The sequence below is a fragment of the Citrobacter sp. Cm046 genome (assembly GCF_030333065.1).
Taxonomy (GTDB): Bacteria; Pseudomonadota; Gammaproteobacteria; order Enterobacterales; family Enterobacteriaceae; genus Citrobacter; species Citrobacter murliniae.
In genome coordinates this window covers 1-22,003 of record NZ_JAOWGP010000044.1, presented here as the reverse complement: position 1 = coordinate 22,003, position 22,003 = coordinate 1, and the positions used below count along the sequence as shown (strand labels likewise).

At 45.7% G+C, this 22,003-nt stretch carries 21 protein-coding genes and 1 pseudogene; 9 read left to right on the top strand and 13 right to left on the bottom strand.

Going from position 1 to position 22,003, the window contains the following annotated elements; all coding sequences use genetic code 11:
* The first annotated feature begins 129 nt into the window (after positions 1-129).
* Positions 130-627 carry a non-heme ferritin gene (gene ftnA, locus OGX98_RS18025; protein ID WP_045444240.1) on the top strand — a complete coding sequence of 166 codons (498 nt, stop codon included), beginning with the start codon at positions 130-132 and terminating at the stop codon, positions 625-627.
* Between the two features lie 45 nt (positions 628-672).
* Here the strand turns inward: ftnA and OGX98_RS18020 are convergent, their stop codons facing one another.
* On the bottom strand, positions 673-912 hold the full coding sequence (locus OGX98_RS18020) for a YecH family metal-binding protein (RefSeq protein WP_045444242.1): 240 nt from the start codon (positions 910-912) through the stop codon (positions 673-675).
* Positions 913-1,145: 233 nt separating this feature from the next.
* Here OGX98_RS18020 and tyrP point away from each other — a divergent pair, with 233 nt between their 5' ends.
* Positions 1,146-2,357: a tyrosine transporter TyrP gene (gene tyrP / locus OGX98_RS18015; RefSeq protein ID WP_045444245.1), complete on the top strand. Its 1,212-nt coding sequence runs from the start codon at positions 1,146-1,148 to the stop codon at positions 2,355-2,357.
* A gap of 64 nt (positions 2,358-2,421) precedes the next feature.
* Here the strand turns inward: tyrP and OGX98_RS18010 are convergent, their stop codons facing one another.
* From OGX98_RS18010 to OGX98_RS17985, 6 genes are all read right to left on the bottom strand, one after another.
* Entirely contained in the window at positions 2,422-3,087 is a 666-nt protein-coding gene (locus OGX98_RS18010) for a YecA/YgfB family protein (protein WP_045444248.1), read from the bottom strand.
* A 205-nt stretch (positions 3,088-3,292) separates the two neighbouring features.
* Positions 3,293-3,574: a heavy-metal-associated domain-containing protein gene (locus OGX98_RS18005; protein WP_045444251.1), complete on the bottom strand. Its 282-nt coding sequence runs from the start codon at positions 3,572-3,574 to the stop codon at positions 3,293-3,295.
* On the bottom strand, positions 3,571-3,927 hold the full coding sequence (locus tag OGX98_RS18000; RefSeq protein ID WP_048221242.1) for a mercuric transporter MerT family protein: 357 nt from the start codon (positions 3,925-3,927) through the stop codon (positions 3,571-3,573). Before OGX98_RS18000 ends, OGX98_RS18005 begins: the two co-directional genes overlap by 4 nt.
* Positions 3,905-5,047 carry a transglutaminase-like domain-containing protein gene (locus OGX98_RS17995; RefSeq protein WP_286595694.1) on the bottom strand — a complete coding sequence of 381 codons (1,143 nt, stop codon included), beginning with the start codon at positions 5,045-5,047 and terminating at the stop codon, positions 3,905-3,907. The genes OGX98_RS18000 and OGX98_RS17995 overlap by 23 nt, the downstream gene beginning before the upstream one ends.
* A 253-nt stretch (positions 5,048-5,300) precedes the next feature.
* The gene (locus OGX98_RS17990) at positions 5,301-5,771 is read right to left on the bottom strand and encodes an SRPBCC family protein (RefSeq protein ID WP_048221238.1); all 471 of its coding nucleotides are present in this window, start codon (positions 5,769-5,771) and stop codon (positions 5,301-5,303) included.
* 13 nt (positions 5,772-5,784) lie between these two features.
* Positions 5,785-6,459, bottom strand: a complete 675-nt coding sequence (locus tag OGX98_RS17985; RefSeq protein WP_286595693.1) for a LolA-like protein — start codon at positions 6,457-6,459, stop codon at positions 5,785-5,787.
* A gap of 228 nt (positions 6,460-6,687) precedes the next feature.
* Between OGX98_RS17985 and OGX98_RS17980 the strand changes: the two genes are divergently transcribed.
* The 3 genes from OGX98_RS17980 to OGX98_RS17970 all read left to right on the top strand — a co-directional run bounded on the left by OGX98_RS17980 (position 6,688) and on the right by OGX98_RS17970 (position 10,980).
* On the top strand, positions 6,688-7,032 hold the full coding sequence (locus OGX98_RS17980; RefSeq protein ID WP_225761094.1) for a hypothetical protein: 345 nt from the start codon (positions 6,688-6,690) through the stop codon (positions 7,030-7,032).
* Positions 7,033-7,311: 279 nt separating this feature from the next.
* Positions 7,312-7,689 carry a hypothetical protein gene (locus tag OGX98_RS17975; protein WP_286492603.1) on the top strand — a complete coding sequence of 126 codons (378 nt, stop codon included), beginning with the start codon at positions 7,312-7,314 and terminating at the stop codon, positions 7,687-7,689.
* Between the two features lie 762 nt (positions 7,690-8,451).
* Positions 8,452-10,980, top strand: coding sequence for an inverse autotransporter beta domain-containing protein (locus tag OGX98_RS17970; RefSeq protein ID WP_286595692.1), 2,529 nt, complete (start codon positions 8,452-8,454; stop codon positions 10,978-10,980).
* 518 nt (positions 10,981-11,498) lie between these two features.
* Here OGX98_RS17970 and OGX98_RS17965 read toward each other — a convergent pair.
* Positions 11,499-11,891: a HumD family translesion DNA polymerase gene (locus OGX98_RS17965; RefSeq protein ID WP_286595691.1), complete on the bottom strand. Its 393-nt coding sequence runs from the start codon at positions 11,889-11,891 to the stop codon at positions 11,499-11,501.
* Between the two features lie 198 nt (positions 11,892-12,089).
* Between OGX98_RS17965 and OGX98_RS17960 the strand changes: the two genes are divergently transcribed.
* Genes OGX98_RS17960 through OGX98_RS17950 form a run of 3 tightly spaced genes read left to right on the top strand, consistent with a single transcriptional unit; the run spans position 12,090 to position 14,654 of the window.
* A complete protein-coding gene (locus OGX98_RS17960; RefSeq protein WP_286595879.1) occupies positions 12,090-12,452 on the top strand; it encodes a GtrA family protein in 363 nt (120 codons plus the stop codon).
* Positions 12,449-13,378 carry a glycosyltransferase family 2 protein gene (locus OGX98_RS17955; RefSeq protein ID WP_286595690.1) on the top strand — a complete coding sequence of 310 codons (930 nt, stop codon included), beginning with the start codon at positions 12,449-12,451 and terminating at the stop codon, positions 13,376-13,378. Before OGX98_RS17960 ends, OGX98_RS17955 begins: the two co-directional genes overlap by 4 nt.
* Positions 13,317-14,654 carry a DUF6056 family protein gene (locus OGX98_RS17950; protein WP_286595689.1) on the top strand — a complete coding sequence of 446 codons (1,338 nt, stop codon included), beginning with the start codon at positions 13,317-13,319 and terminating at the stop codon, positions 14,652-14,654. The genes OGX98_RS17955 and OGX98_RS17950 overlap by 62 nt, the downstream gene beginning before the upstream one ends.
* Before the next feature lie 81 nt (positions 14,655-14,735).
* Here OGX98_RS17950 and OGX98_RS17945 read toward each other — a convergent pair whose 3' ends face one another.
* The 5 genes from OGX98_RS17945 to OGX98_RS17925 are packed head-to-tail and all read right to left on the bottom strand — an operon-like array spanning position 14,736 to position 20,973.
* Positions 14,736-16,865 carry a tail fiber/spike domain-containing protein gene (locus tag OGX98_RS17945; RefSeq protein ID WP_286595688.1) on the bottom strand — a complete coding sequence of 710 codons (2,130 nt, stop codon included), beginning with the start codon at positions 16,863-16,865 and terminating at the stop codon, positions 14,736-14,738.
* Between the two features lie 39 nt (positions 16,866-16,904).
* Complete coding sequence (locus OGX98_RS17940) at positions 16,905-19,634, bottom strand: host specificity factor TipJ family phage tail protein (protein WP_286595686.1); 2,730 nt, start codon at positions 19,632-19,634, stop codon at positions 16,905-16,907.
* Positions 19,631-20,011 carry a nitrite transporter gene (locus OGX98_RS17935; protein WP_286595685.1) on the bottom strand — a complete coding sequence of 127 codons (381 nt, stop codon included), beginning with the start codon at positions 20,009-20,011 and terminating at the stop codon, positions 19,631-19,633. Before OGX98_RS17935 ends, OGX98_RS17940 begins: the two co-directional genes overlap by 4 nt.
* Before the next feature lie 9 nt (positions 20,012-20,020).
* Positions 20,021-20,503, bottom strand: a complete 483-nt coding sequence (locus tag OGX98_RS17930; protein WP_286595684.1) for a DUF1833 family protein — start codon at positions 20,501-20,503, stop codon at positions 20,021-20,023.
* Entirely contained in the window at positions 20,500-20,973 is a 474-nt protein-coding gene (locus tag OGX98_RS17925) for a hypothetical protein (protein ID WP_286595683.1), read from the bottom strand. The genes OGX98_RS17930 and OGX98_RS17925 overlap by 4 nt, the downstream gene beginning before the upstream one ends.
* Here OGX98_RS17925 and OGX98_RS17920 point away from each other — a divergent pair.
* Positions 20,973-21,848, top strand: a pseudogene (locus tag OGX98_RS17920) (tyrosine-type recombinase/integrase); the annotation flags it as partial. The gene OGX98_RS17925 and the pseudogene OGX98_RS17920 overlap by 1 nt on opposite strands.
* Positions 21,849-22,003: the final 155 nt, after the last annotated feature.

The window sequence follows — 22,003 nt, the reverse complement described above, 5'->3', positions numbered from 1 at the left end:
TATTAATGCGTTTTATTCCCATTCTCATTTTTAATAAATAAATTTATTATTTTACCTTTTGCAAATAATTAAATAACAAATTATAGTGGCGCCACGTAAATATATAATTAATGTTCGTGGAGCAGAACCATGCTGAAAACAGAAATGATCGACAAACTGAATGAGCAAATGAATCTTGAACTTTATTCATCTCTGCTCTATCAACAGATGAGCGCGTGGTGCAGCTACCACAGCTTCGAAGGTGCCGCTGCGTTTCTGCGTCGCCACGCCCAGGAAGAGATGACGCACATGCAGCGTCTGTTCGATTACCTGACAGATACCGGCAGCTTGCCGTGCATTAATACTGTGCCGTCACCGTTTGCTGAATATGCTTCTCTGGATGAACTGTTCCGTGTCACCTATGAACATGAGCAGTTGATCACGCAAAAAATTAATGAGCTGGCTCATGCGGCAATGACTCACCAGGATTATCCAACATTTAATTTCCTGCAGTGGTATGTTGCCGAGCAGCATGAAGAAGAGAAATTATTTAAATCTGTTATTGATAAGTTATCACTGGCAGGAAAAAGCGGTGAAGGTCTTTATTTCATCGATAAAGAACTGGCTACGCTTGATACACAGAATTAATTCTGTTGGATTACGGTGGCTGACCGCCACCGTAATTCGAGGATCTTAATGGCGGCAGATCTTGCTTTCATGAGTAGAAAAACCGTCATCGCTGGCAATGAATTTCCCCTTCGCCGCCAAAAACGCCACCAGCTCAGCCGCCGTCATGCCTTCAGCAGAACAGGTATGAAAACGCGCCTGCTCACCAAAACGGGCCGTAATCGCCGCTTCAAGACTGGCATTTGAATACTGCTCGCCAGACTCAATCATCATGTTGAGCACTTCGTGACCGTGAATAGAATCCATACTCCCTCCTTAATAAACCCCGTAGCCTAATGTGAACCATATTGCACTGCTTTGCGCTAACGCAGGTTTATGCTGGCAGGACACAAAAAATATCATCTGTAATACATCTTCACCGCCAAATATTCGTAAATTAATCTGTACACAGATTGTAACGGTGATTTGACGAAAATATCGTTATGCCTTAACCTGCGCCGCAGATATAACCGTTGATTATCTCTGGGACAGAGGAAAGCGTGAAGAATAGAACTCTGGGTAGTATTTTTATCGTGGCGGGAACCACGATTGGCGCCGGTATGTTGGCGATGCCGTTGGCTGCGGCGGGCGTGGGGTTTAGCGTCACGCTGGCGTTGTTGGTTGGGCTATGGGCACTCATGTGTTACACCGCGCTGTTGCTGCTTGAAGTGTATCAGCATGTACCAGCGGACACCGGACTTGGCACGCTGGCTAAACGCTATCTTGGTCGCTACGGGCAGTGGGTGACAGGCTTTAGCATGATGTTTTTAATGTACGCGCTAACGGCTGCATACATCAGTGGCGCAGGTGAATTACTGGCGTCAAGCATCAGCGACTGGACCGGTGCCAGCATATCCCCTACGGCGGGTGTACTGCTGTTCACCTTTGTTGCCGGGGGTGTGGTATGTGTCGGGACGTCACTGGTCGATCTGTTCAATCGCCTGTTATTCAGCGCCAAGATTATCTTCCTTGTCGTCATGCTCGCCCTGCTGATGCCGCATATCCATAAAGTGAATCTTCTCACTCTGCCGCTACAACAAGGCCTCGCACTCTCCGCAATTCCGGTGATTTTCACCTCGTTCGGTTTTCATGGCAGCGTTCCCAGCATCGTCAGCTATATGAACGGTAATATCCGTAAACTGCGCTGGGTGTTTATCACGGGTAGCGCTATTCCACTGGTCGCCTATATTTTCTGGCAACTCGCTACACTCGGCAGTATCAATTCATCGACGTTTATGGGGCTGCTCGCCAACCATGCTGGCTTAAACGGTTTGTTACAGGCGTTACGTGAAGTAGTTGCCTCGCCACACGTAGAGCTGGCGGTGCATCTGTTTGCCGACCTCGCGCTGGCAACATCCTTCCTTGGCGTCGCACTAGGATTATTCGACTATCTGGCCGATCTCTTCCAGCGCCGTAATACCGTAACAGGCAGAATACAAACCGGTGTGGTGACGTTCCTGCCGCCGCTGGCGTTCGCTCTCTTCTATCCGCGTGGTTTTGTGATGGCATTAGGCTATGCAGGCGTTGCCCTGGCGGTGCTGGCTCTGCTCATCCCGTCAATGCTGGTCTGGCAAAGCAGAAAACACAATCCACAGACAACCTGGCGCGTAGCGGGTGGTACACCAGCACTGGCGCTGGTTTTCATTTGCGGGATCATCGTGATAGGCGTGCAATTTTCTATCGCAGCAGGACTGCTACCTGAAGTCGGTTAAAACAATAGCTTTAGAGTCGCATTAAAGTTGTTAGTAAGACGAAGGGGCTAAACGCCCCTTTTTCTTAATGCAGACAGCACTGCTTATACTTTTTACCACTACCACATGGGCACGGATCGTTACGCCCAATTTTGGCATCCGTTTTTAACGGAACCTTCACCGGCGCTTCCTGTGGATGCGCCATCCAGTAGGCATGCAGATCCAGAGCCGCCAGGCGGATCGCATCCACGCTCTCGTCAAATGCTTCAGGAGTCAGTTTCTCAACGACCTCAAAGTTCTCTTCCGTACCGTGCAACGCAATTGCTTCAAGCGCCGGCTTTAACGAATCCGGTAATGAAGACCAGTCAGACAGCGCGACACCTCGCATATAGCCAAAGCACCACTCTTCAACAATAGTCAGCTCATGCTCTTCAATTTCGCGCAGGCCAAACAGCGGTTCAAACTGCTCAGGAAATTCGTCAAGGCGATCGGCTGTATCAGCCATATGCTGAAACGTCAGGTTCATGAAACGCGTCATTTCTTTCTCGGAGGACCAGCGAGGGACATACTGCGCGCCTCCCCATATAGCGACCAGCCACTGCTCCGGCTCAATTTCATAAGGTGAACTGAGCACCGCCGTCAATAAGCCATCCAGCTCTGACACATCCAGAATTGCCTTGTCCGTATTGTACTTAGTCAGTACATCATCCAGCCATTCCAGTTCGCTTTCGTTTAGTGGTCCCGTTTTCATAACGCTTTTCCTTAGTAAAAATTCTTGCCTGTGATTATCTTACATGGCTGGTGGGATAACAGATACAAATGGGCATGAGCGGTTCACTGACACCGCCTGTTCAGGTTAACAGGAAACGAGGGTAATTCCGGTAGTTAACGCACAAAAGAGGTCACAAAAAACCTGGCATCATCTTCTGATAACCAGAAAACCACCCGCAGGTGGTTTATTGTTGTTCAATATGGTTGAGCGTGGCCGTATATCCTGTTTTTGCTACCGCCTTGAGTAGCGTATCAGTAGAGAAATCTTCAGGCACGATCACTTCAGCCTGGCGCGTCTTCAGCGACGATTTAGCCTTGATCACGCCGTCAGTTTCACGTAGCGCCTGATTAACAGAAATGACACACAGCGAGCAGGTCATATTTTGTATATCCAGCACCACTTTTTGATGAGCTGCCTGAGCCCACAACGGCAGCAATAAGCAAGCGATCAGAGTGACTATTTTCATTCAAATACCTCATAAAACCAGGCAACCAGCGTTGGATAAAATAACACCGGTAAAATCACTATCAGCGCACACCAGTAGAGAATACGCATCTGTTTCAGGGTCAGCCAGCCGGTACACCACAACCTTTTGGAAAAATAGAGCCGCCAAAAGAGGCGCAACAGCAGCCCAAGTGTCAGCAGAATCAAGGGGAGACGCAAAAACTCGAAACGAGCGAATACCGTAAAACTTGCCGCCGAAATGCCAAACAGCAGATATAACAGTGGCCCCACGCAGCATAATCCTGCGGTGACGGCAGCCACAGCGGCCGTCAGCAGAGTGAGGCCAGCGCCTTTAGCGTTGTTCTGTTGCGACATAGTTGTAGGAGAACGCTTTAGGGTCATAGAAGTTGATCGGATCGCCGTCTACTTCCGCATAGGGGTAACCAAAATTGTTCATCGCCCCCTGTTCTGTGGCCGGATACAGTTCAAAATCACGTCCGTAGTTGAACCCTACCCAGTTCATTTCCCAGTTACCGAACAGGTAGGTGTTAACGGCCTGCACATCAGCATCCTGATGCGTTTTTTTCTCGGCCAGACGCATTTTCGTCACGTCCGCCGGGTCGCAAGGCAACCAGCCGTAACCAGCCAGATAAAACTCTGCGCGACAGTGCTGACCTCCACTCACATCAGCTACCCCGGCACCGTCGGCTTTACCAAAGGCGCTTTTCGAGTAGCGTTCAAGCTTATTGGCTTTCCCCAGACGAATCCCGAATAATTCACGCGCCGGAATGCCGCTGGCACGTGCCAGAGCGACGAAAACGGAACTCATATCGGTGCATTTCCCTTTGAGTTTGCCACTTTTCAGAATCTCCGCCACATCACCCGTTCCGCAGCCGATAACGTCATTATCACGCTCCATATGGCTACTGACCCACTCATAGATCAGGCGTGCTTTTTTCAATGGGTCCTGCTCGTTGCCGGTGATTCTACGCGCAGTTTCCTGCACAAGCCCGTCAACGGGAGTATGCGCAGTCGGCAATAAATAGGGTTTCACATCCAACGGATAAACGATCTGCTCCGGCGCCTGCCAGGTTTTTAGCGCATCCTGCTTCATCGGCTCCCAATCGGCGGTTTCAATGTCAATATCAACCTTAATTAACAACTCTCCTTGTGAATTGGGCCAGCTGGCAAACAACGTTTTCGCGCCATAAACATTATTGGTAGTGACATATGCCTGCTTATAGTTGCCGCTAAAAACAAGGTCGGTCATCTGCTGAAATGCTGTATCTACCGGCAACGGGATCCACAGTTTCACCACACCGCTTGAGCCTTGTGGCGGATTCAGTTTATAGGTTTGCGATAAGGCAAAGCGCCGACGTACTACAGGCGCAACTAATGGCTCTGCGGCTTGTACCGTCTGGCTAACGACGGAAGGACCGACTAAACCGGCCGCAGAAAGTAGAACACTATTTTTAAGAAATTGTCGACGTTGCATTGCTGTCTGTCCATGTTGTATGAGTTGAGCGACGGCTAAACGGGCAGAGACCGTACACGATCATCACAGCAGACAGACGCTGACATAAAAAGGCGAGTCGATGGAGTTTATTCATCAATAACAGACCTGTTAACTGTGAATGAAAAGAGAAACAATTAAGCCATTTTCAACCACAAGAGTACAGGCGCAGCATTAAAAAAGACGAAAAACGCATAATAACAGGTAGGCTCCATATCCTTAAAAACCGGCCACATCAAAATATGTATACGTTGGTTCCTAGTTTACGGGCTAACCCTTTTGCTCCCTCACGCATTACAGTATCGTGATTCCAGCGAAAGACGGGCGCTGCCAGTGGAGCAAGGTAGTTCATCCAGCGAATAGTGGTCCGTACATGCCAGTCATACCTGACGATAGTTTCCTTGCCGTTGTCGGAAAAAGACCATATTCCTCGCCCTTCAACTTCACCACTCGCCTCCCCTTCCAGCAGACAACAAGGCAGTATATTCAGTACGTTAATATCAAAGGTTAGACGATAAGGCAGCGCCCCTTTCCAGGTATAGCGGTGCAACGCGCCAATGCCCTGTATATCCCCTTTCTTTATTTCAATAATTCGCTCCAGGCTTCCCCACCATTCAGGCCACTGATCCGGGTGAGAGAAAACATCCCATACATCCTGGATCGAAGCTTCAACCCGCCAGACGGTGGAAAACTGATATTCGGCCATAAACTCCGCGCCCTTAAGGTGTGAAAAAATCCACGGGGAAACGAATATTGATGATCATGGCATCCATAAGTACGGTTTCCAACCACTTTCCACCAGCATCGTAACTGAGCACTTTCACGGGTAGTCGATGGTAGTTATCGAACCAAACGTCATACCGGTGAACACCATCAACGACCATCGTCCCCGGCCCCGTCACGCAGACGTGCGTGGTCGAACGCCCCGATACGCTCTCCTCCCCGATTACCGCCGTTTCCCCCTCTCGCTGCAGGTGACGAATATTGTCCAACAATGCGCCAATGTCAGACTGATCGACCCGATGGCCACGCTCGTCTTTTATTAAAGAATTTGTTGGGGAGAGGTTTAATACTGGCAAAGTTCCCAACCCAAACGGCCAAAGCTTTACGTTATTACTTACCGGGTTATAGGTAAGAACGGCCCCAGGATGCGGCTGAGTAAAATCCATCCTTATAAAGCCTGGCTTTTTATAGCTATATCGAATGATTTTACTTTCGGCCTGGACGGAAGAGGAACGAATAAGAACCTGATAAGACTGGAGCTTATCAAAATGCTGCCGGGCGATAACGATGTGGTCTGTAGTTGTGGAACGTTGTGACAGCAGTGATGCAACGGCCAAACTTTTGTCCACCGGATACATAATGCAGCTAAGGACAAGTAATGCAGCAAACATTACCGTCGGAGAAAGTAAGTCTCTGATGTAACCTCCTGCATCTGCATGGTGAGCAAACAGGGGTGATCGCCTGTTACCTGTTCAATTATAGTGCTTAATGCCCCCCTTTGACCTTCCTGTACCGTCATCATGAACAAGGACATAACAGCTAAATTGTTCGTCCTGCACCGGGTATCGTCGCAACCAAAAGCTATACTTTAATAGCCATACTTTTTATGAGTACTAATCATGAAACTGCCATGGGCGCTTTCCTGCGCTGCCCTCGCCATCCTGTTAATGACCTCCTCCCATCTCACTGCCAGCACTTTGCAAGACCAGGCTGAACTGGAGCAAGAGTTAAGTGCCGCTTTAGCAACCGGACACAGCGTCATTATTATTGGTGGAACGGAGAATTTCGGTTTCACGCTCAGAGCCAGAAACAGGATCCACAGACCATTTGCTATCCAGGATGGTATTGGCGATCCCGTGATGATTAACGGTTTTCAGGACCACAACTATAACCCTGCACGGGATGGATTTATGAATAATCCTGCCCGGGGACGTTTTATGTTGAACGCACCTGTTCGTCGCTAAGTGCGATATACATGGCGAGTCACTAACGAGGAGGGATTGCTGGTGGTTTTGTATTAACGGGTCATGTGCTGCATGATAATGAACAGTTCGCGAAAACACGCACAAAAAAACCGCCGAAGCGAGTTATGATCGGGAGGATTTTTAACTAGTTACCGCCAGCGGTTAACATTCATTAGGCGAATTTTTACGGTCTGAAAACGAGTCGTTCCCCGCGACTCATCTCCCACATGGATCTTCCCCCCCTGCCGGGAGTATCTTTATAATTAATAATCAGTGATATTGACACTTATCATGTATTGCTGTTTTGTAAACAGAGAATATTTTTCAATAGCTGGCTCTATTGCTGCTGTTAATTTCTCACCAGCGCCATCATTAATTTTGGGGCTCTTATCTGCGTTATTATTGATTCTTTATAACTTTGCCAGAGGCAAGGAAAAGCCGGTGAAGAAATCTGCGGGAACATACAGTTCATCAGGTTTACATAAAACCATAGAAAAACAATCTAAGCTTAATGCCGGAGCGGCAATATGCGCTGCTACGGGCGTCACTGTCAATGCCGCCAGAACCGTTTGTGCCCGTTCAACCTGGCGATCGGCCTGTTTTATTGCTCAGTACCTGCCGTTCGGTTTACACGATTTTATATATGCCATTTGGTAAGTGCGTAGTCGCATAAAAAACCAATGGTGAAAGCAATGAGCAAATTCTGAGATAACTTCCTGATATAAAAAAGGTTGTTTGAGTGTACTTAGCGAGCGGACAAAACCTAATGACAGTTAGTTATGGGATTAACAAATTTCAATTAGATCTTATATAATTTGTACGAACTCATACAAATTTATACTGAACCTGAAATCTGTATATACGTCTTGTATATAGCGACAGGCCTCAGTAACCACATCACTTTCAATCAAACCATTCACGGGGATGATTATTTACGTACATGTATCACTTTAACAAATGTAATCATAAAAAAATCACCCTTAATCCTGCCTCATATGGAATTACTACAAAAATGGATTGAAAAACTATAAGCAGAAACAGCACAGGTAAAAAAAACCGAAATACATGCAACTTTCTTATCAACTCGACAAGACTGAGTTGCGCTGTGGTTTGGGAGTTTTGAAATTTCAAGAAATGTGATCTTCCGTTTATCATACTGAAACAACAAATAAAAGAAAATGATTCAGCCCCTTCAAACTCTGACTATGAGCAATGGGAGCGTTCTTGTTTTCAATATGGTGAACATACGGAAGCAACATTTAATACACAAGAACTACATTGAACTGAGCTCATCAGGTTCAACTAATTAAAGAAGAAATGATAATGCATAAAATCTCGGGTACTGAAAGAAGCAGACACTTTTGCTTCTTTGCATGGTTACAAATTTTTGTACAAGTATTATTTCCCCTGGTTCCAATCATGCCCCACAGTGTTCTGGCGGACAGCTTATCTCTTTCTTCGGCTACGTCTTCTCCATTTTCGACTGTGCATAGCACGACATCAACCGACTCTACGCTGCCTTATGCCGGAACATTAAACACCGTCGCCAGTTCGCTCTCTTCCAGCGGAAAAAACGGCGTAGTCAACAGTGCCAAATCAGCCGCCTCCGGTTATACCTCTTCAACGACTCAGCAGTGGCTCAGCCAGTTCGGTACCGCGCGCGTTCAGCTCAACATTGACGACAGCGGCAACTGGGACGAAAGCGCCATCGATTTCCTTGCCCCTCTGTATGACAATAAAAACGCAGTGCTGTTTACCCAGCTTGGTCTGCGAGCTCCCGACGGGCGCACGACCGGCAATATCGGCATGGGTGTACGAACTTTCTACACCGACAAATGGATGTTTGGCGGAAATGTCTTTTTTGATGACGATTTCACAGGCAAAAACCGCCGCGTCGGTATTGGTGCAGAAGCCTGGACAGATTATCTGAAGCTTTCCGCCAACACCTATATCGGTACAACTGAATGGCATAGTTCACGTGACTTCGAGGACTATAATGAAAAACCGGCTGACGGCTATGATATCCGTGCCGAAGGCTATCTCCCTACATATCCACTGCTGGGTGCCCGGGCCATGTATGAACAATATTATGGAAATGATGTTGCCCTATTCGACAAAGACCACCTGCAGAGCAACCCTTCCGCTATAACCGTCGGTCTGAACTACACGCCAGTTCCGCTGGTTACTGCTGGTATTGATTATAAGCACGGTCAGGATTCTATGGATGAAACCCGCTTCAGTCTGAACTTCCATTACACTTTAGGTCAGTCCTGGCAGTCGCAGATGTCCTCAGACCAGGTTGCCCTGCGCCGCAGTCTCGCTGGCAGCCGCTATGACCTTGTAGAACGTAACAATGAAATCATCCTGCAGTATAAGAAAAAAGATGACACCGCAGTTCTCACAGACATGACTCTAACGAGCGTTAAAGACAACAGCCCAGCAGACGGTATTGCTACTAATACAGTGACGCTTCACGCTATTACATCTGATAATAAAGCTGCATCAAATGCATCTATTACCTGGGCCGTCACTGGTAGTGCAAAACTTAGTACGACCACATCGATGACCGACGCCAATGGTAATGCCTCAGTCAATCTGACCAGTACAACTGCCGAACAGGTTATCGTCTCAGCTTCATCTGGAACATTGACCCGCACAATGCCAAGTTCATTTTCGCTGTCAGTGGCATCACTAAATCTCAACCTGACTAAAAATAACAGCCAGGCTGACGGTAATGATCAAAATATTGGCCAGGTAGTATTGAAAGATGCCAGTGGTAAAGTTCTTTCCGGCGTTGCAGTTGCATGGCAGGTAGACAGTGGAGCCACTATCGTCAGTAGCGAAAGCGCTACTGACAGCGACGGTGGGGCAACCATAAATTTCACCAGTAAAACCGTCGGCCCTGTAAAATTAAGCGCTACGGCAGGAGGAAAAACAGAGTCGGTTAACTCAGCCTTTATTAACCAGGCTGTTTCAAATGTTACTGTCAGTATGAACAACAATAATGCCCCGGCTGACGGCAACACTGCGAACGTAGCTCAGGCTGTGGTAACAGACTCTAACGGCCAGCCAATGGTTGGCGTCAGTGTGACATGGAGTCTTGGCGTCGGTAGCGCAAAACCGGTTTCGCCACTGACGGTTATAACCAATTCCAGTGGAATTGCCACGTTAAACCTCACTGATACGGTGGCTCAGGATATTCATGTGGCCGCAAGCGCTGGAGATAAAACAGGCAATACGACTGCGACATTTGCAGAGGTGCCGTCCATTCTGGCGATTACAATGAGCCCAGATAATTCGCCAGCTGACGGTAGCACACAAAACGTCGCGCAAATCACGGTAACCCGAGCAGGCAATCCTGTAGAAGGGGCATCCGTACAATGGAGTAAATCTTCTGCGAATGCACAATATGCTTCAGCGACCGCAACATCTACGAATGCCCAGGGTGTCGCGACACTCTCGTTGACTGATCTGACAGCAGAACAATTCACCGTGACAGCAACGGTGAACGGTAGTAACAGCACCTCAGTGCAAACAACCTTTACACCAACAGACTTTGGGCCAATAACCATATCAATACCTGAAGCCGGTAATCCGTCGATTGTGAGTGTTAACCTGGCTTTGGATGGGGTTGATGTTGTGGTGGCTGCCTACAACAACATGGCAGCAGGTGATCAAATAACAGTAAGCTCAGTTATTTCAGGTGATGAATTTGGAAAAACACTCCCATATACCTCACCCATTCATATCGTATCCAGTTCAGAGGTAGGCCAGAATATTGCGTTGACTATCCCGTCGGATAACCTGATGAAAGTGGAAGGAGGTGATGGGCAACCCAAGGCACAGCTAAATGTCAGAGCTGATATTACAAAAGGTACGGTAACAAAGAGCAGCGACACGCTGAAAAGCATTATCGACACCTGCGCCCCCGGTGATACAGGTTGCTGATAATCAGTAAAACAAACAGCCCCTACAATTTGGCGCTATGGCAGGGGTACTGTTGCAATGCACCGTAGCGCCCCCCTGCCGTATCACTGGAAAGCCAAAACCCCGCGCAGGCGGGGTTCTCGTTATGTTCAGATTTGCGCAGTTAAAATTAAACTGTAGATCGGTTGTCTGTATTTCTGGGTGTGCAAAATTAAAATAATAATCCCACATGTAACAAAGTCATCTTAGGAAAGATGTTAGGAAATCAAATTTCAGGCACAAAAAAACCACCCGTAGGTGGTTTCACGACACTGCTTATTGCTTTGATTATTCTGTTCTTTCCCATGGTACCCGGAGTGGGACTTGAACCCACACAGCGCGAACGCCGAGGGATTTTAAATCATGCGTCTTATACTGATAAATCATATAGTTACTTAATAATTTCGCCAATAATTCACAATAAAGTGATCAATATTATCAGATAGTTAAATGGTTCATATGGTCCCAATGGCGAAAGCCTGGCGTCAATAAAACTTATTTTATATTACTGGGCAGTCGTCGAACTCTCCAGACCGTGCATCATTGATGATGTAGGTGATCACCCCAAATACTCCTCTTGCTGACGAACCACCATCATCTTCATCAATCGGTAGTTCTTCTCTGCGCCCGTTATCCAGATTTATCAGGTGTGGCTTCGGGTGCAGTCGATACCGCTTAATCCTGAACTCCCCTTCTACCGAGCACACCAGTAACGACCCATCGCAGGGCGACAATGATGAATCGACTACGAGTAACGCCCCTTGGATAACTCCATCTCGAAAATGTGAGTTTGCAGCCCGCATAAAATACGTCGCTGACGGCCGACTGATGAGTCGTGCATCAAGTGAGATGCGTTGCTCTGCGAAATCTGCTGCGGGTGATGGAAATCCCATGGCGGCCTCCTGAAATTACTGTATACATATACAGCAATATGCAATGGAGATTCAGATCAAGCCTTGAGGGGCGGGAAAATTCTAAGTGGCTGGAAGGGTGAGAGATTTAATTTCATGCATTACAAAACATAGACCTTGTCGATCAAGTGCATGGATGATGCTAAACTTCAGGCCTTTCAGAATTCACTGATTCCTATAATGTTAAAGCTATTTAGTCGTTATGTTTCCGTTGGCGTGCTGAATACCGCCATCCATTGGTTATGCTTCGGTGCTCTGTTCAGTTTGGTTGACCTGAGCCAGACGGTATCTAATCTTGTCGCGTTCTGCGTTGCAGTGACGTTCAGCTTTTTCGCCAATGCCAAATGGACATTTAAGTCCAAGGCAACAACTGGGCGGTATGTGGCCTTTATCATTTTTATGGGAGTTATGGCGGCGCTGACTGGTTACATTGCAGATCGTCTTCACGCTCCAGCACTAATGACCCTTATTGCGTTCTCGGCATTCAGCCTGGTTGCAGGGTTCATCTATTCAAAATTCATTGTCTTTAGGGATGCTAAATGAAAATCTCCTTGGTCGTTCCGGTCTTTAACGAAGAGGCAACGATACCGATTTTCTATAAGACGGTACGCGAGTTTGAAGAATTAAAGGAGCACGACGTTGAGATAGTTTTCATCAACGACGGAAGCAGTGACTCAACCGAAGCTATCATCAACGCTCTGGCTGTGTCCGATAAGCTGGTCGTTCCGCTATCATTCACTAGAAACTTCGGTAAGGAACCGGCTCTATTTGCTGGTCTCGACAACGCTACCGGCGAAGCGGTTATTCCAATCGACGTTGATCTGCAAGACCCTATTGAGGTTATCCCTCACCTCATTGCTAAATGGCAGGCTGGCGCGGATATGGTACTGGCGAAAAGAACTGACCGCTCTACTGATGGGCGACTCAAGCGAAAATCTGCTGAGTGGTTCTATAAGCTACACAACAAAATTAGCAACCCAAAAATAGAAGAGAACGTGGGTGATTTTCGCCTGATGTCGCGCGAAGTTGTTGAAAACATCAAACGGCTTCCTGAGCGTAACCTCTTCATGAAAGGCGTCCTGTCATGGGTTGGTGGTAAGACTGATGTTGTCGAGTATGCCAGAGCTGAGCGTGTAGCGGGTGACAGCAAATTTAATGGTTGGAAGTTGTGGAATCTCGCTCTGGAGGGGATCACAAGCTTCTCTACCTTCCCTCTCCGTATGTGGACATACATCGGGCTCTTCGTGGCTGGAATATCTTTTGGGTACGGCGCGTGGATGGTAATTGATAAGATTTTCTTCGGAAACAGCGTTCCTGGCTACCCATCGTTGCTAGTCGCCATACTTTTCCTGGGCGGCATCCAGTTAATCGGCATAGGCGTTCTTGGCGAGTACATAGGGAGAATTTATGTTGAAACAAAAAGACGACCTAAATATATCCTTAAAGGGAAAACAACCCCGGGCAAATAAAGTGAATAAAATGAAAAGCAGATTTATAAAACCAGCAATGCACAAAGATGCAAGGGCATTATTAATAATTTATTTAATAATACTTTTTGCGTACTTGTTATACAACCTGTCATCTGCAATACAACTTCTTGATTTTGCAGATGACGTATACTTCAAAAACGCAGCATCGAAGTATAGTTTTATAGAATTTGTGACTGATAGATATTTCACATGGAGCGGAAGGGTACTCCTTGAGATACTGGCAATATATACATTTAACTATCCTATTTTATGGAAGATAGCTATTCCATTATCTTTAGTAATCGTGTCAATATGCATACACCAAATCGCATTAAATGGATTTATTGATAAATCAATATCAATACCGATTATTTTGCTTTCTATAATCATCCATGGCCCAACAATAGATTCACCTGGGGCCGCTATATGGTGGGTGACTGGATTCTATAACTACATGCTTCCATTTACTCTACTTTTCTCATCTATAGCTATATTTATGAGATGCGATAGAAGATTATTTTTATTTGCATCATTAATACTCGCATTTGTTGCATGCAATAATGAACAAGCTGCTGTAACTGGTTTGTTAGTTGGTTTGGCTTTTATCTTTACAAGCTTAATAACAAAGGAAAAATTAGTATGCGCGCTATCATTTTTTGTTGTATGCCTAATCAGCTTCCTGCTGCTTTACCTTGCTCCTGGAAACATTATAAGATTGCACACGGAAATATCAAATTGGATGCCTGAATTTTCAGGTTTTAATATCATAGATAAATCATTAATTGGCATTGATTTGTTTAGGGTTAACTCATTAAATTATTCAAATATAGCATTCATGTCGATGCTAATAGCAAATATTATGATAAGCCTGAGATTTAGCATTAAAAAAACAAAGCTTTTCATTATTCCGTTTATTATAACATCACTATATATGCTTAATATAATTAACTGCAATACTCTGCACTTACATATGCTTGAGTTTTCAGGTGGAGAGCAAAAAATAAACATAAGCAATATTTACACTTATGCTAATTTAGTACCAATTGCGTTTTTCTTGTCAACTATTTTTTCCATATTCATTACCTTTCTTTTCATTCCTAATAGCCCAGGTAATAAACTGCTTTTTAGTGCTATTTTTGCATCATCAGCTGCAACTATAGTAATGATGGGAATGTCCCCTACAATATATGCGTCTGGACCAAGAGTTGTTTATTTGTCAGGGTTGCTTACGATTCTATTTGTAGCAAACCAAATAAAAGTATATATAAAGAGTTAGCTTAGTATCATTTTTAGCGTTAAGATTAGTGCTAGTGCGATGAAGTTATGGCATCTAGCACTAACTTAAGGTTATAAATGCTTACTCTATATATTGAGTGCTACAAAATGACTTAATTAATGGTATTTTACTTGCAGATACCATTATGTCGTGTATATCTATTACGGTGTCTTGAGTGGATCCTGCGTTTGCCGTGATATTTAGAACCCCATTATTAGACCGTGGACATACTGCGCTTATTGCATGGATGGATGAATCTGCTGAAATACTTGAAGCTGGTATGGTTGTATCTCCAACAGTTACACTTATAATTGAAGGTGACCCTGACACGACATTGTATGCAAACTTGAATCCCAATCCTGCAGATACGGACGGAAATTTTAAACTTTTCCCACCTCCTGTGCCTGCTGGTATGGTTAACCTAAGGGCTCCAGATGTAGCAATTGACCAAATCCAGTTGGCTGCATCACCAGTAACATCAGGGAAATTAGTAAGCTTCCCACCACTTACTACAAAAATCTTACCCCTATTTAAAATAACGGCAGGTGTTGATGAAGCATCGCGGAATTGAAATTCATTACCCACCCCATCATCAGATATTTTTTTAACTAAAAAACTGTTATATATAGATGCATTTAGTGGTGATTTTGCTTGCAAAATATCACTTGATTTCATGTCATGAAACACATTTCGCTTGGCATTTTCATTGCAATATACCCAAGAATTATTATTTCCAACCCCTGCATTGTCCTCAAATGTAATATCACTAAAGCTATTATCCTGAGAATTCCCAACTTGAATGCCCTGACCCTGAGCACCAACCTGGCAGCTATTAATTTTATTACCTTGAACTCCAACCCCCTGCAAGAGTATAGATGGAGATGGGTTGTTTGAATCTAGTCCCCCACCCACTAACTGTGATTCACCATTAATCGCATGGAATTGACAATTATAGAGATTTTTAGAGTTTCCAAAAGACTCTAATTTCATATGTAAATTACGTACGGTAGCGGTACTGCATTGGTCCATATTAACAGCAAATACTATTGTATTTTCTTCAGCTATTACACTAATGCATACTCCGCCCTGATTCAATCCTGCTTCTTGTGCTGCTGGCCCATCAAAACTTACTAATTGGCTATTAGTGATTTTAACCCCTGTAATATTACCTGCGGTATATGTCCCAACCTGTGATATGTCTTTGTTGGAACGAATTGTAAGCGGGGATAATGTATTTAAAGTTCTACAATCATCAATAATCAAATTAACTACATCATTAGCATCTGCGTGTTCTGGGCGTACTTTTATTCCACCATTTAAGGTGTCACGGATGACAAGGCGATTAAAATGTGAATCATTTGAAGCTCCAATGTGCAAACCAATTACGTTTGTATTGTTAAGTCCATGAATTTGCAGGTCACTCAAATTATATCTAGGCCATCCCGCGTTATCACAATGCACCATTCGAGAGCCTGTAAATGAAGAGCTACCAAGCAAATATGTCAAAGAATTTGACGCCCCGCGAACCATAACCTCTGCTGGCAGCCCCCACTCCCTTGTAAGCATGTAATAACCGGATGGGATGAACAATCCTACTCCTTGGTCTTCACAATACGCAGTCGCAGCATCAAGGTAGTCGTTTACAGATGGAACGTGCGTGTTTGAAGAGTCAAGATCTGAAAGATACTGGTGAAGATTAGCAGGGATAAATTCCCATAAGTTAACATATCCTTGAGTGCGATAATTTAGATTATCAATCGATGATTGAACTGTTTCACCTGAGCTTGAACCAATCAATGACGCGCCAGTATTTAATGATAAATCACTTCTCAGAGAAGCGTCACCAACCCCAACCCACGCACCAATACCAATCCCTCCGGTAGTGTCTGGGGTTGATCCAGCAGGAACATTCTTAGGTAATAAACCGTCCCATCTGTAATACTCCCCGTTACTCTTCCAGCGCAAGCACTCGTTAGCATGGCTAAGGATGCTGCCATCTTCAAAAGAATCCTTCGTGATATAGCCATATTGTGAAATAGCCTGATTTGCACTTCTCTCTATGCCATACCACGTTTTTCTTTGTACCCCAAAGCGGTCTGGATACGATTCATTAACACGATCATTAGTTAAATGATCAAGGTTTTCAGCGTTATCGTACAAATCTTTTGCAGCAGCTGACCCCAGCGGATTGCCGGTGTTATAAGTCGTCATATGAGCCTCATAAGAAAAAACCCGCCGAGGCGGGTATCTTTAATTATTTAGATTAACTACATCGCCGGGATAAACGGCATTGTCGTACTGATAGAAGGAGTCGCGATATTCTTTTGCAGTTACCTGGCATGTACCATCAGATTGAGGCGCTATCTCTGAAATGATACCGCTATATCCTACACGTGAAGATTCGCAGAATATTAAACGTGGTGGTTCTATTGCAGGGTTGTTAAGCATGATATTACCGAACTCTGGTTGTTCAGGCACTGATAATTCATTGTCTCCAATTCTGGTGGCAACGAGCAAACCTGAAGCCGAACCATCCTGATAGCGAATCAGGGCTCTTGGGTTTGTAAATGTCCAGTCGAGAGGTTCAGATACCGTTAAAGTCGTTACACCGTTACTAGTGCTCATAGTCTCAATCAACGTGCTTATTGTTTTGCTACCTGGAATGTCATCAGTAAAGATAATCCTGTCACCAACGTTATAGCAGAGAGCATCCATTTCCGTTGTAGTCGTGTGAGTAAGACGTTGCTGTCGATACTTCATCAGTCTTCGCATACCTATCTGATAAGCGCGGTCCTGATCAAGAACACCATCAAGCGTATAGTCCTCAGTCTTTACCGGAGTAGGGTTATCTGATGTTCTGCACTGCACCGTCTCTTCAGCCCATGTAGTGCCGTTGATATATGTAACATCCACACCATCATAGTCATCTGCTGACGGAGCAACGAAAGCAGTCTGAAGCGGATCAGTCATCTCCTGTGGGCTGATTATTCCCGTCCACGTTTTCACACCTTCCCTTGCTACAGATGCCAGACCATCGGTAAGAAGGAAGTAGCTTTTCCCTGCATTTGTCACCTTCTGAAGCATCTCCAGCGCAGAAACAGAATCCGTGGTTGCATAGTCAAAAAATTCGCTGCCAGGGGTCCAGTAAGTAGTTTCTAGTGAGTCAATAGCTTCATGGTCCATCGCCAGCCCCAACTCATTGCCTATATGATACAGAGCCCCAGAAATGCTCCTTGACACACCAGAATCATAAATTCGTGTGGCGACAATATTTACGCGGCGATCTGACTGCGCTGCAAGTTTACCGCCCGTTTCCACCGTAACCGCCATTGTAGTGACGCCAGAATAAGATGCAGGTCGTGACAACAAACGTCCTCGTAATGACTGCCAGTACATATTATCACGACTGTTATCCTGCCCCTGCTCGTTCGTGCGGCGAGCTCTGACCTCTACCAGCGCAGGCGCATCCAGCATGACTCGTTCGGTGAATCCCAGTCCATTGATATTCTGCAGGTAGTACGATCCGGTTTTACTTATCCACCCGACGCCTGAACCATATGGCCGGTACTGAATCTCCCACTTCACCTCACGGTATTGTTTGTTCCCTTTTTTGTTATACCCACAAATTCCGTTTGGGAAGAAGAAGTTTACTTCGAACATATCAACAACTTCATTTTCTGGGCACGCCAGAAAAGGTCCCATCCAACTATCGTTCTCATTTAAACCGTTGGCTTCAAAATCAAGAACTGTGCGCGGTGAAAATCCAGGCCATGACGGATCAACGCTGCCATCAATAACCCGCTCCAGAGTTACAGAACTACCATCTATCTCAAGAATCTTATATTCGCTTCCGGAATGGGAAACAGATAGCCTGACATAACCCTCAGGAATCCCGGTGAACGGAGTCCCGGTAGCGCTATCGTAAGCGAGGGTTATTGATGCGGTAATCACATCTTCGCCGACTGGTTCAGAGTGAGGTATAAAATCAGCAATGAATAGTTGGTAATCAATGCTGTTGTACCAGAGAGTTACAGGCATCCCAATATAAGGAGCTATTTCCTCAAGCGTGTCACTGGTAATTCTGCTATAAGCACCATCATTAGTTACCACATAGGAATCAGGAACAATTAACTCAACAATTGCACCAACAGTCCATATATCTGGAAGGTCATTTGTTGTTTCATCTCCATCATCCGTGCTCAGCCCATTAAATGTTATTGTCGGTCCGGAAACGGTTAGCGAATTAGCAACAACATCTTCCGTATCCGGCGCGGTTTGCGCCATATCAAGACCAGAACCAGATGCGGTTCCCCCAACCTCTGTGGAATTGAACCAGTTTTCTGATCGTTGATCTCCACTAACGTTTTGCCCGGGTTGATATACTGTGTAGTTAAACCCATCGCCAAGAGAGGCAATTGGGGTTGACCCTACACGAATATCGCCATCCCCAAATGAAAAACGCCCTCTCCCCATAACAACGAACATTTCTACTGTCATTACCGTTGGATCATCAACTGAGAATCTTGTTACAGGCTGCACTGCATAGTCAGGATAAATACGGCTTCGTCCAAATAACTCACGTATCGGGTCGCCCAATTTTGCGTTATTCGCTTTAGCAGGATTTACATCAAGAGGGTTTCCCGTTCCTGATGAATAACCGCCAAGGTCACCAACACCAGGAGCAAAGAAAAGAGCATACGCGACTGATGCAACTGATACAGCAACGGCAATCCAGGCAAGAGCTACAGCGCCATAAGGGACAGGGTAAATTCTGACATCTCTGTCTGATTTGATAGCAAATTCAAACCATGCCTGAGGCGGTATGTTCTCTCCATCAACATCAACGGTGATCGGGTGCTTCATATCAGGCTTATAGCCCTGAACGTTCTTCGCAAGCCACTGATGGATAGTTACTGCGCCATGTTCATGAGTTTCGAGTGGCTCGCCAGGCAGCCGTGAAGGATAAATTCTGATAGTCACTTCCAGAACTCCACTTTGACAAAACGACGTTTGAAACGCGAGACAGGAAGGAAGGTAACGTTCACTCCTGGGTTGCACTCTGCGACATGCAGTTGGCCGTTAATTTCAACGACTACACCAACATGAGTAACGGTTGACCCGGAATAACAGGCGGCACCGGCACCAATACACGGCGCGCATTTTTTCAGAGAAAGCATGAGCTTTCTGGCCTCTCGGTTTAAACCTCCGTCGTCTTTTGTTATACCTGCAAAATCTGGCCACAGTGGCAGCCCCAGGTCTTTTCGTACCTCGTTCACTATGCCGAAGCAGTCAAGTTCAGGATAAGTGCGACCGCCCTTCTGCCATATGACAGAAAGGTATTTATCAGGATTGAACATTGTTGCTCCTTAACTCATGTAACGAAGGCCGGGGTAATACGGGAGGGTGTATCGGTGGCGCGGCCATGCGGTATCAAGAACGTTCATATATCCGGCAGTAATCTGCGCCTGCGTGGATGTCCATGACCCGCTTTTAATCGCCAGCGTGTACGGTACAGCTGCCGGAGCACTGAGGTCCGTGGAGACATAGTTACGATATGTCTGCGATGCCTCTGAAAGGTTATCCAGAGCATTGCGTATGGCGGTGGAAGTAATCCCGTCTATGTTATCAATGGCAAACTGCAAATCTTGTGTGCCATCGCTGTTTCTTGCTGGAAGGGCAATATCAATAGCCGCAGCCTGAAAGGTTACCACCTCGCCACTTTCGGTTGTTGCGGTGATGTCATCGAAGCCTTTACAAAGATAATAAACACCAGTACCGATGTTTATTTGCAGGGTTTCGATGATCACCTCTTCCCCGGATGAGGCATACAGCCTATTTAGAATCGTCATGGCTCAGGCCACTCCCTGTTAAGCGCAATATCAATGATGCTGCTGTTGATAATGTAATCAGGAAAATCAGCCCAGCCAGGAGCCAGAACAGGCCTTTCCCACAATTCCAACGTGGCCGTGTAGCGCCAGTAGTTTCCGCCTTCAATTGTCGGCCCCTCATAGATATCCACGAAACGACAGACATAAACATCGACAACGCCTAACGGAGATCGAAGAGGCATGTTAAACCAGTCAGAGCCATCCTTAATGGTGTCCCTGAACCATACCTCAAATAGTTGAGCTTCCGGGTCCGTAAGCAGCCATGCAACCGAGGCCTGAGTTGGCGTTGAAGTATATAATCGCCTCTGCCTCGCCCTGCCGGATGTGAGTTCGGTTCTCAGTAATGGGCTAACTGGCTTTAACCCGAACCCTTCCTGCAATGGAACAGGAAGGTAATCATTCGGATAGTTAATGCTGGTCGTTTTAGCCATTATGGGCAGCTTACGAAAACTTCATAAACGATTTAAAGGTTGGTACTAACTTCAACGCACTTTGTGAAGATTTCTTTAATTCCGGCGATTTCCACGAGTTAGCAACTGAAACACGTAAAGACTACAGAAAATACGGTTCAAAGGTAAATGTTGTCTTCGGGAAAATGAAGCCGGATAACATCAAGCCCGAGCACATCAGAAAATATATGGATAAACGAGGTGTTAAGAGCAGAGTTCAGGCAAACCGCGAGAAAGCATTTATGTCCAGGGTGTTTCGGTGGGCATACGAACGAGGAAAGGTGAAGATGAATCCTTGCCAGGGCGTTAAGCAATTTAAAGAGCAGGCCCGTACCCGTTATATTAGCGACAGGGAATATGATGCACTTTATAGCGTTGCTTCAATTCCCGTAAAAGTTGCAATGGAGTTGGCATATCTATGTTGCGCCCGCCAGGGAGACATTCTTGACCTCAAAAAGAGTCAATTATTGAGCGAAGGAATTTTAATTCAGCAGAGTAAAACCGCAGTTAGCCAGATTAAGGCCTGGACAAAACGTCTGGAGGATGCCGTTAATCTTGCTGACAGCATTCCTCTCAACAGCGGGATGGTTAGTATTTTTGTCATCCACCAGCCATCAGGTCTGCGATACACACGCGATGCTTTTAATGCACAGTGGATGAAGACAAAAAAAATTGCTGCTGAGAAATATCCAGACCTAGATTTCCAGTTCACTTTCCATGATCTAAAAGCTAAAGGAATTTCGGATCTTGAAGGTACGCTGAGTGAGAAACAAGAAATTTCAGGTCATAAAAACTCCTCACAAACAGCGAGATATAATCGAAGAATTTCAGTTGTTCCGGTCGTTGGGGGGCAGTAATGCCCTCTTTTTATGGCGAAGCTGAATGGCGAAACAATGGTGAACATGAAGCACAAAAACAAAAAAACCACCCGGAGGTGGTTTCACGACACTGCTTATTGCTTTGATTATTCTGTTCTTTCCCATGGTACCCGGAGTGGGACTTGAACCCACAC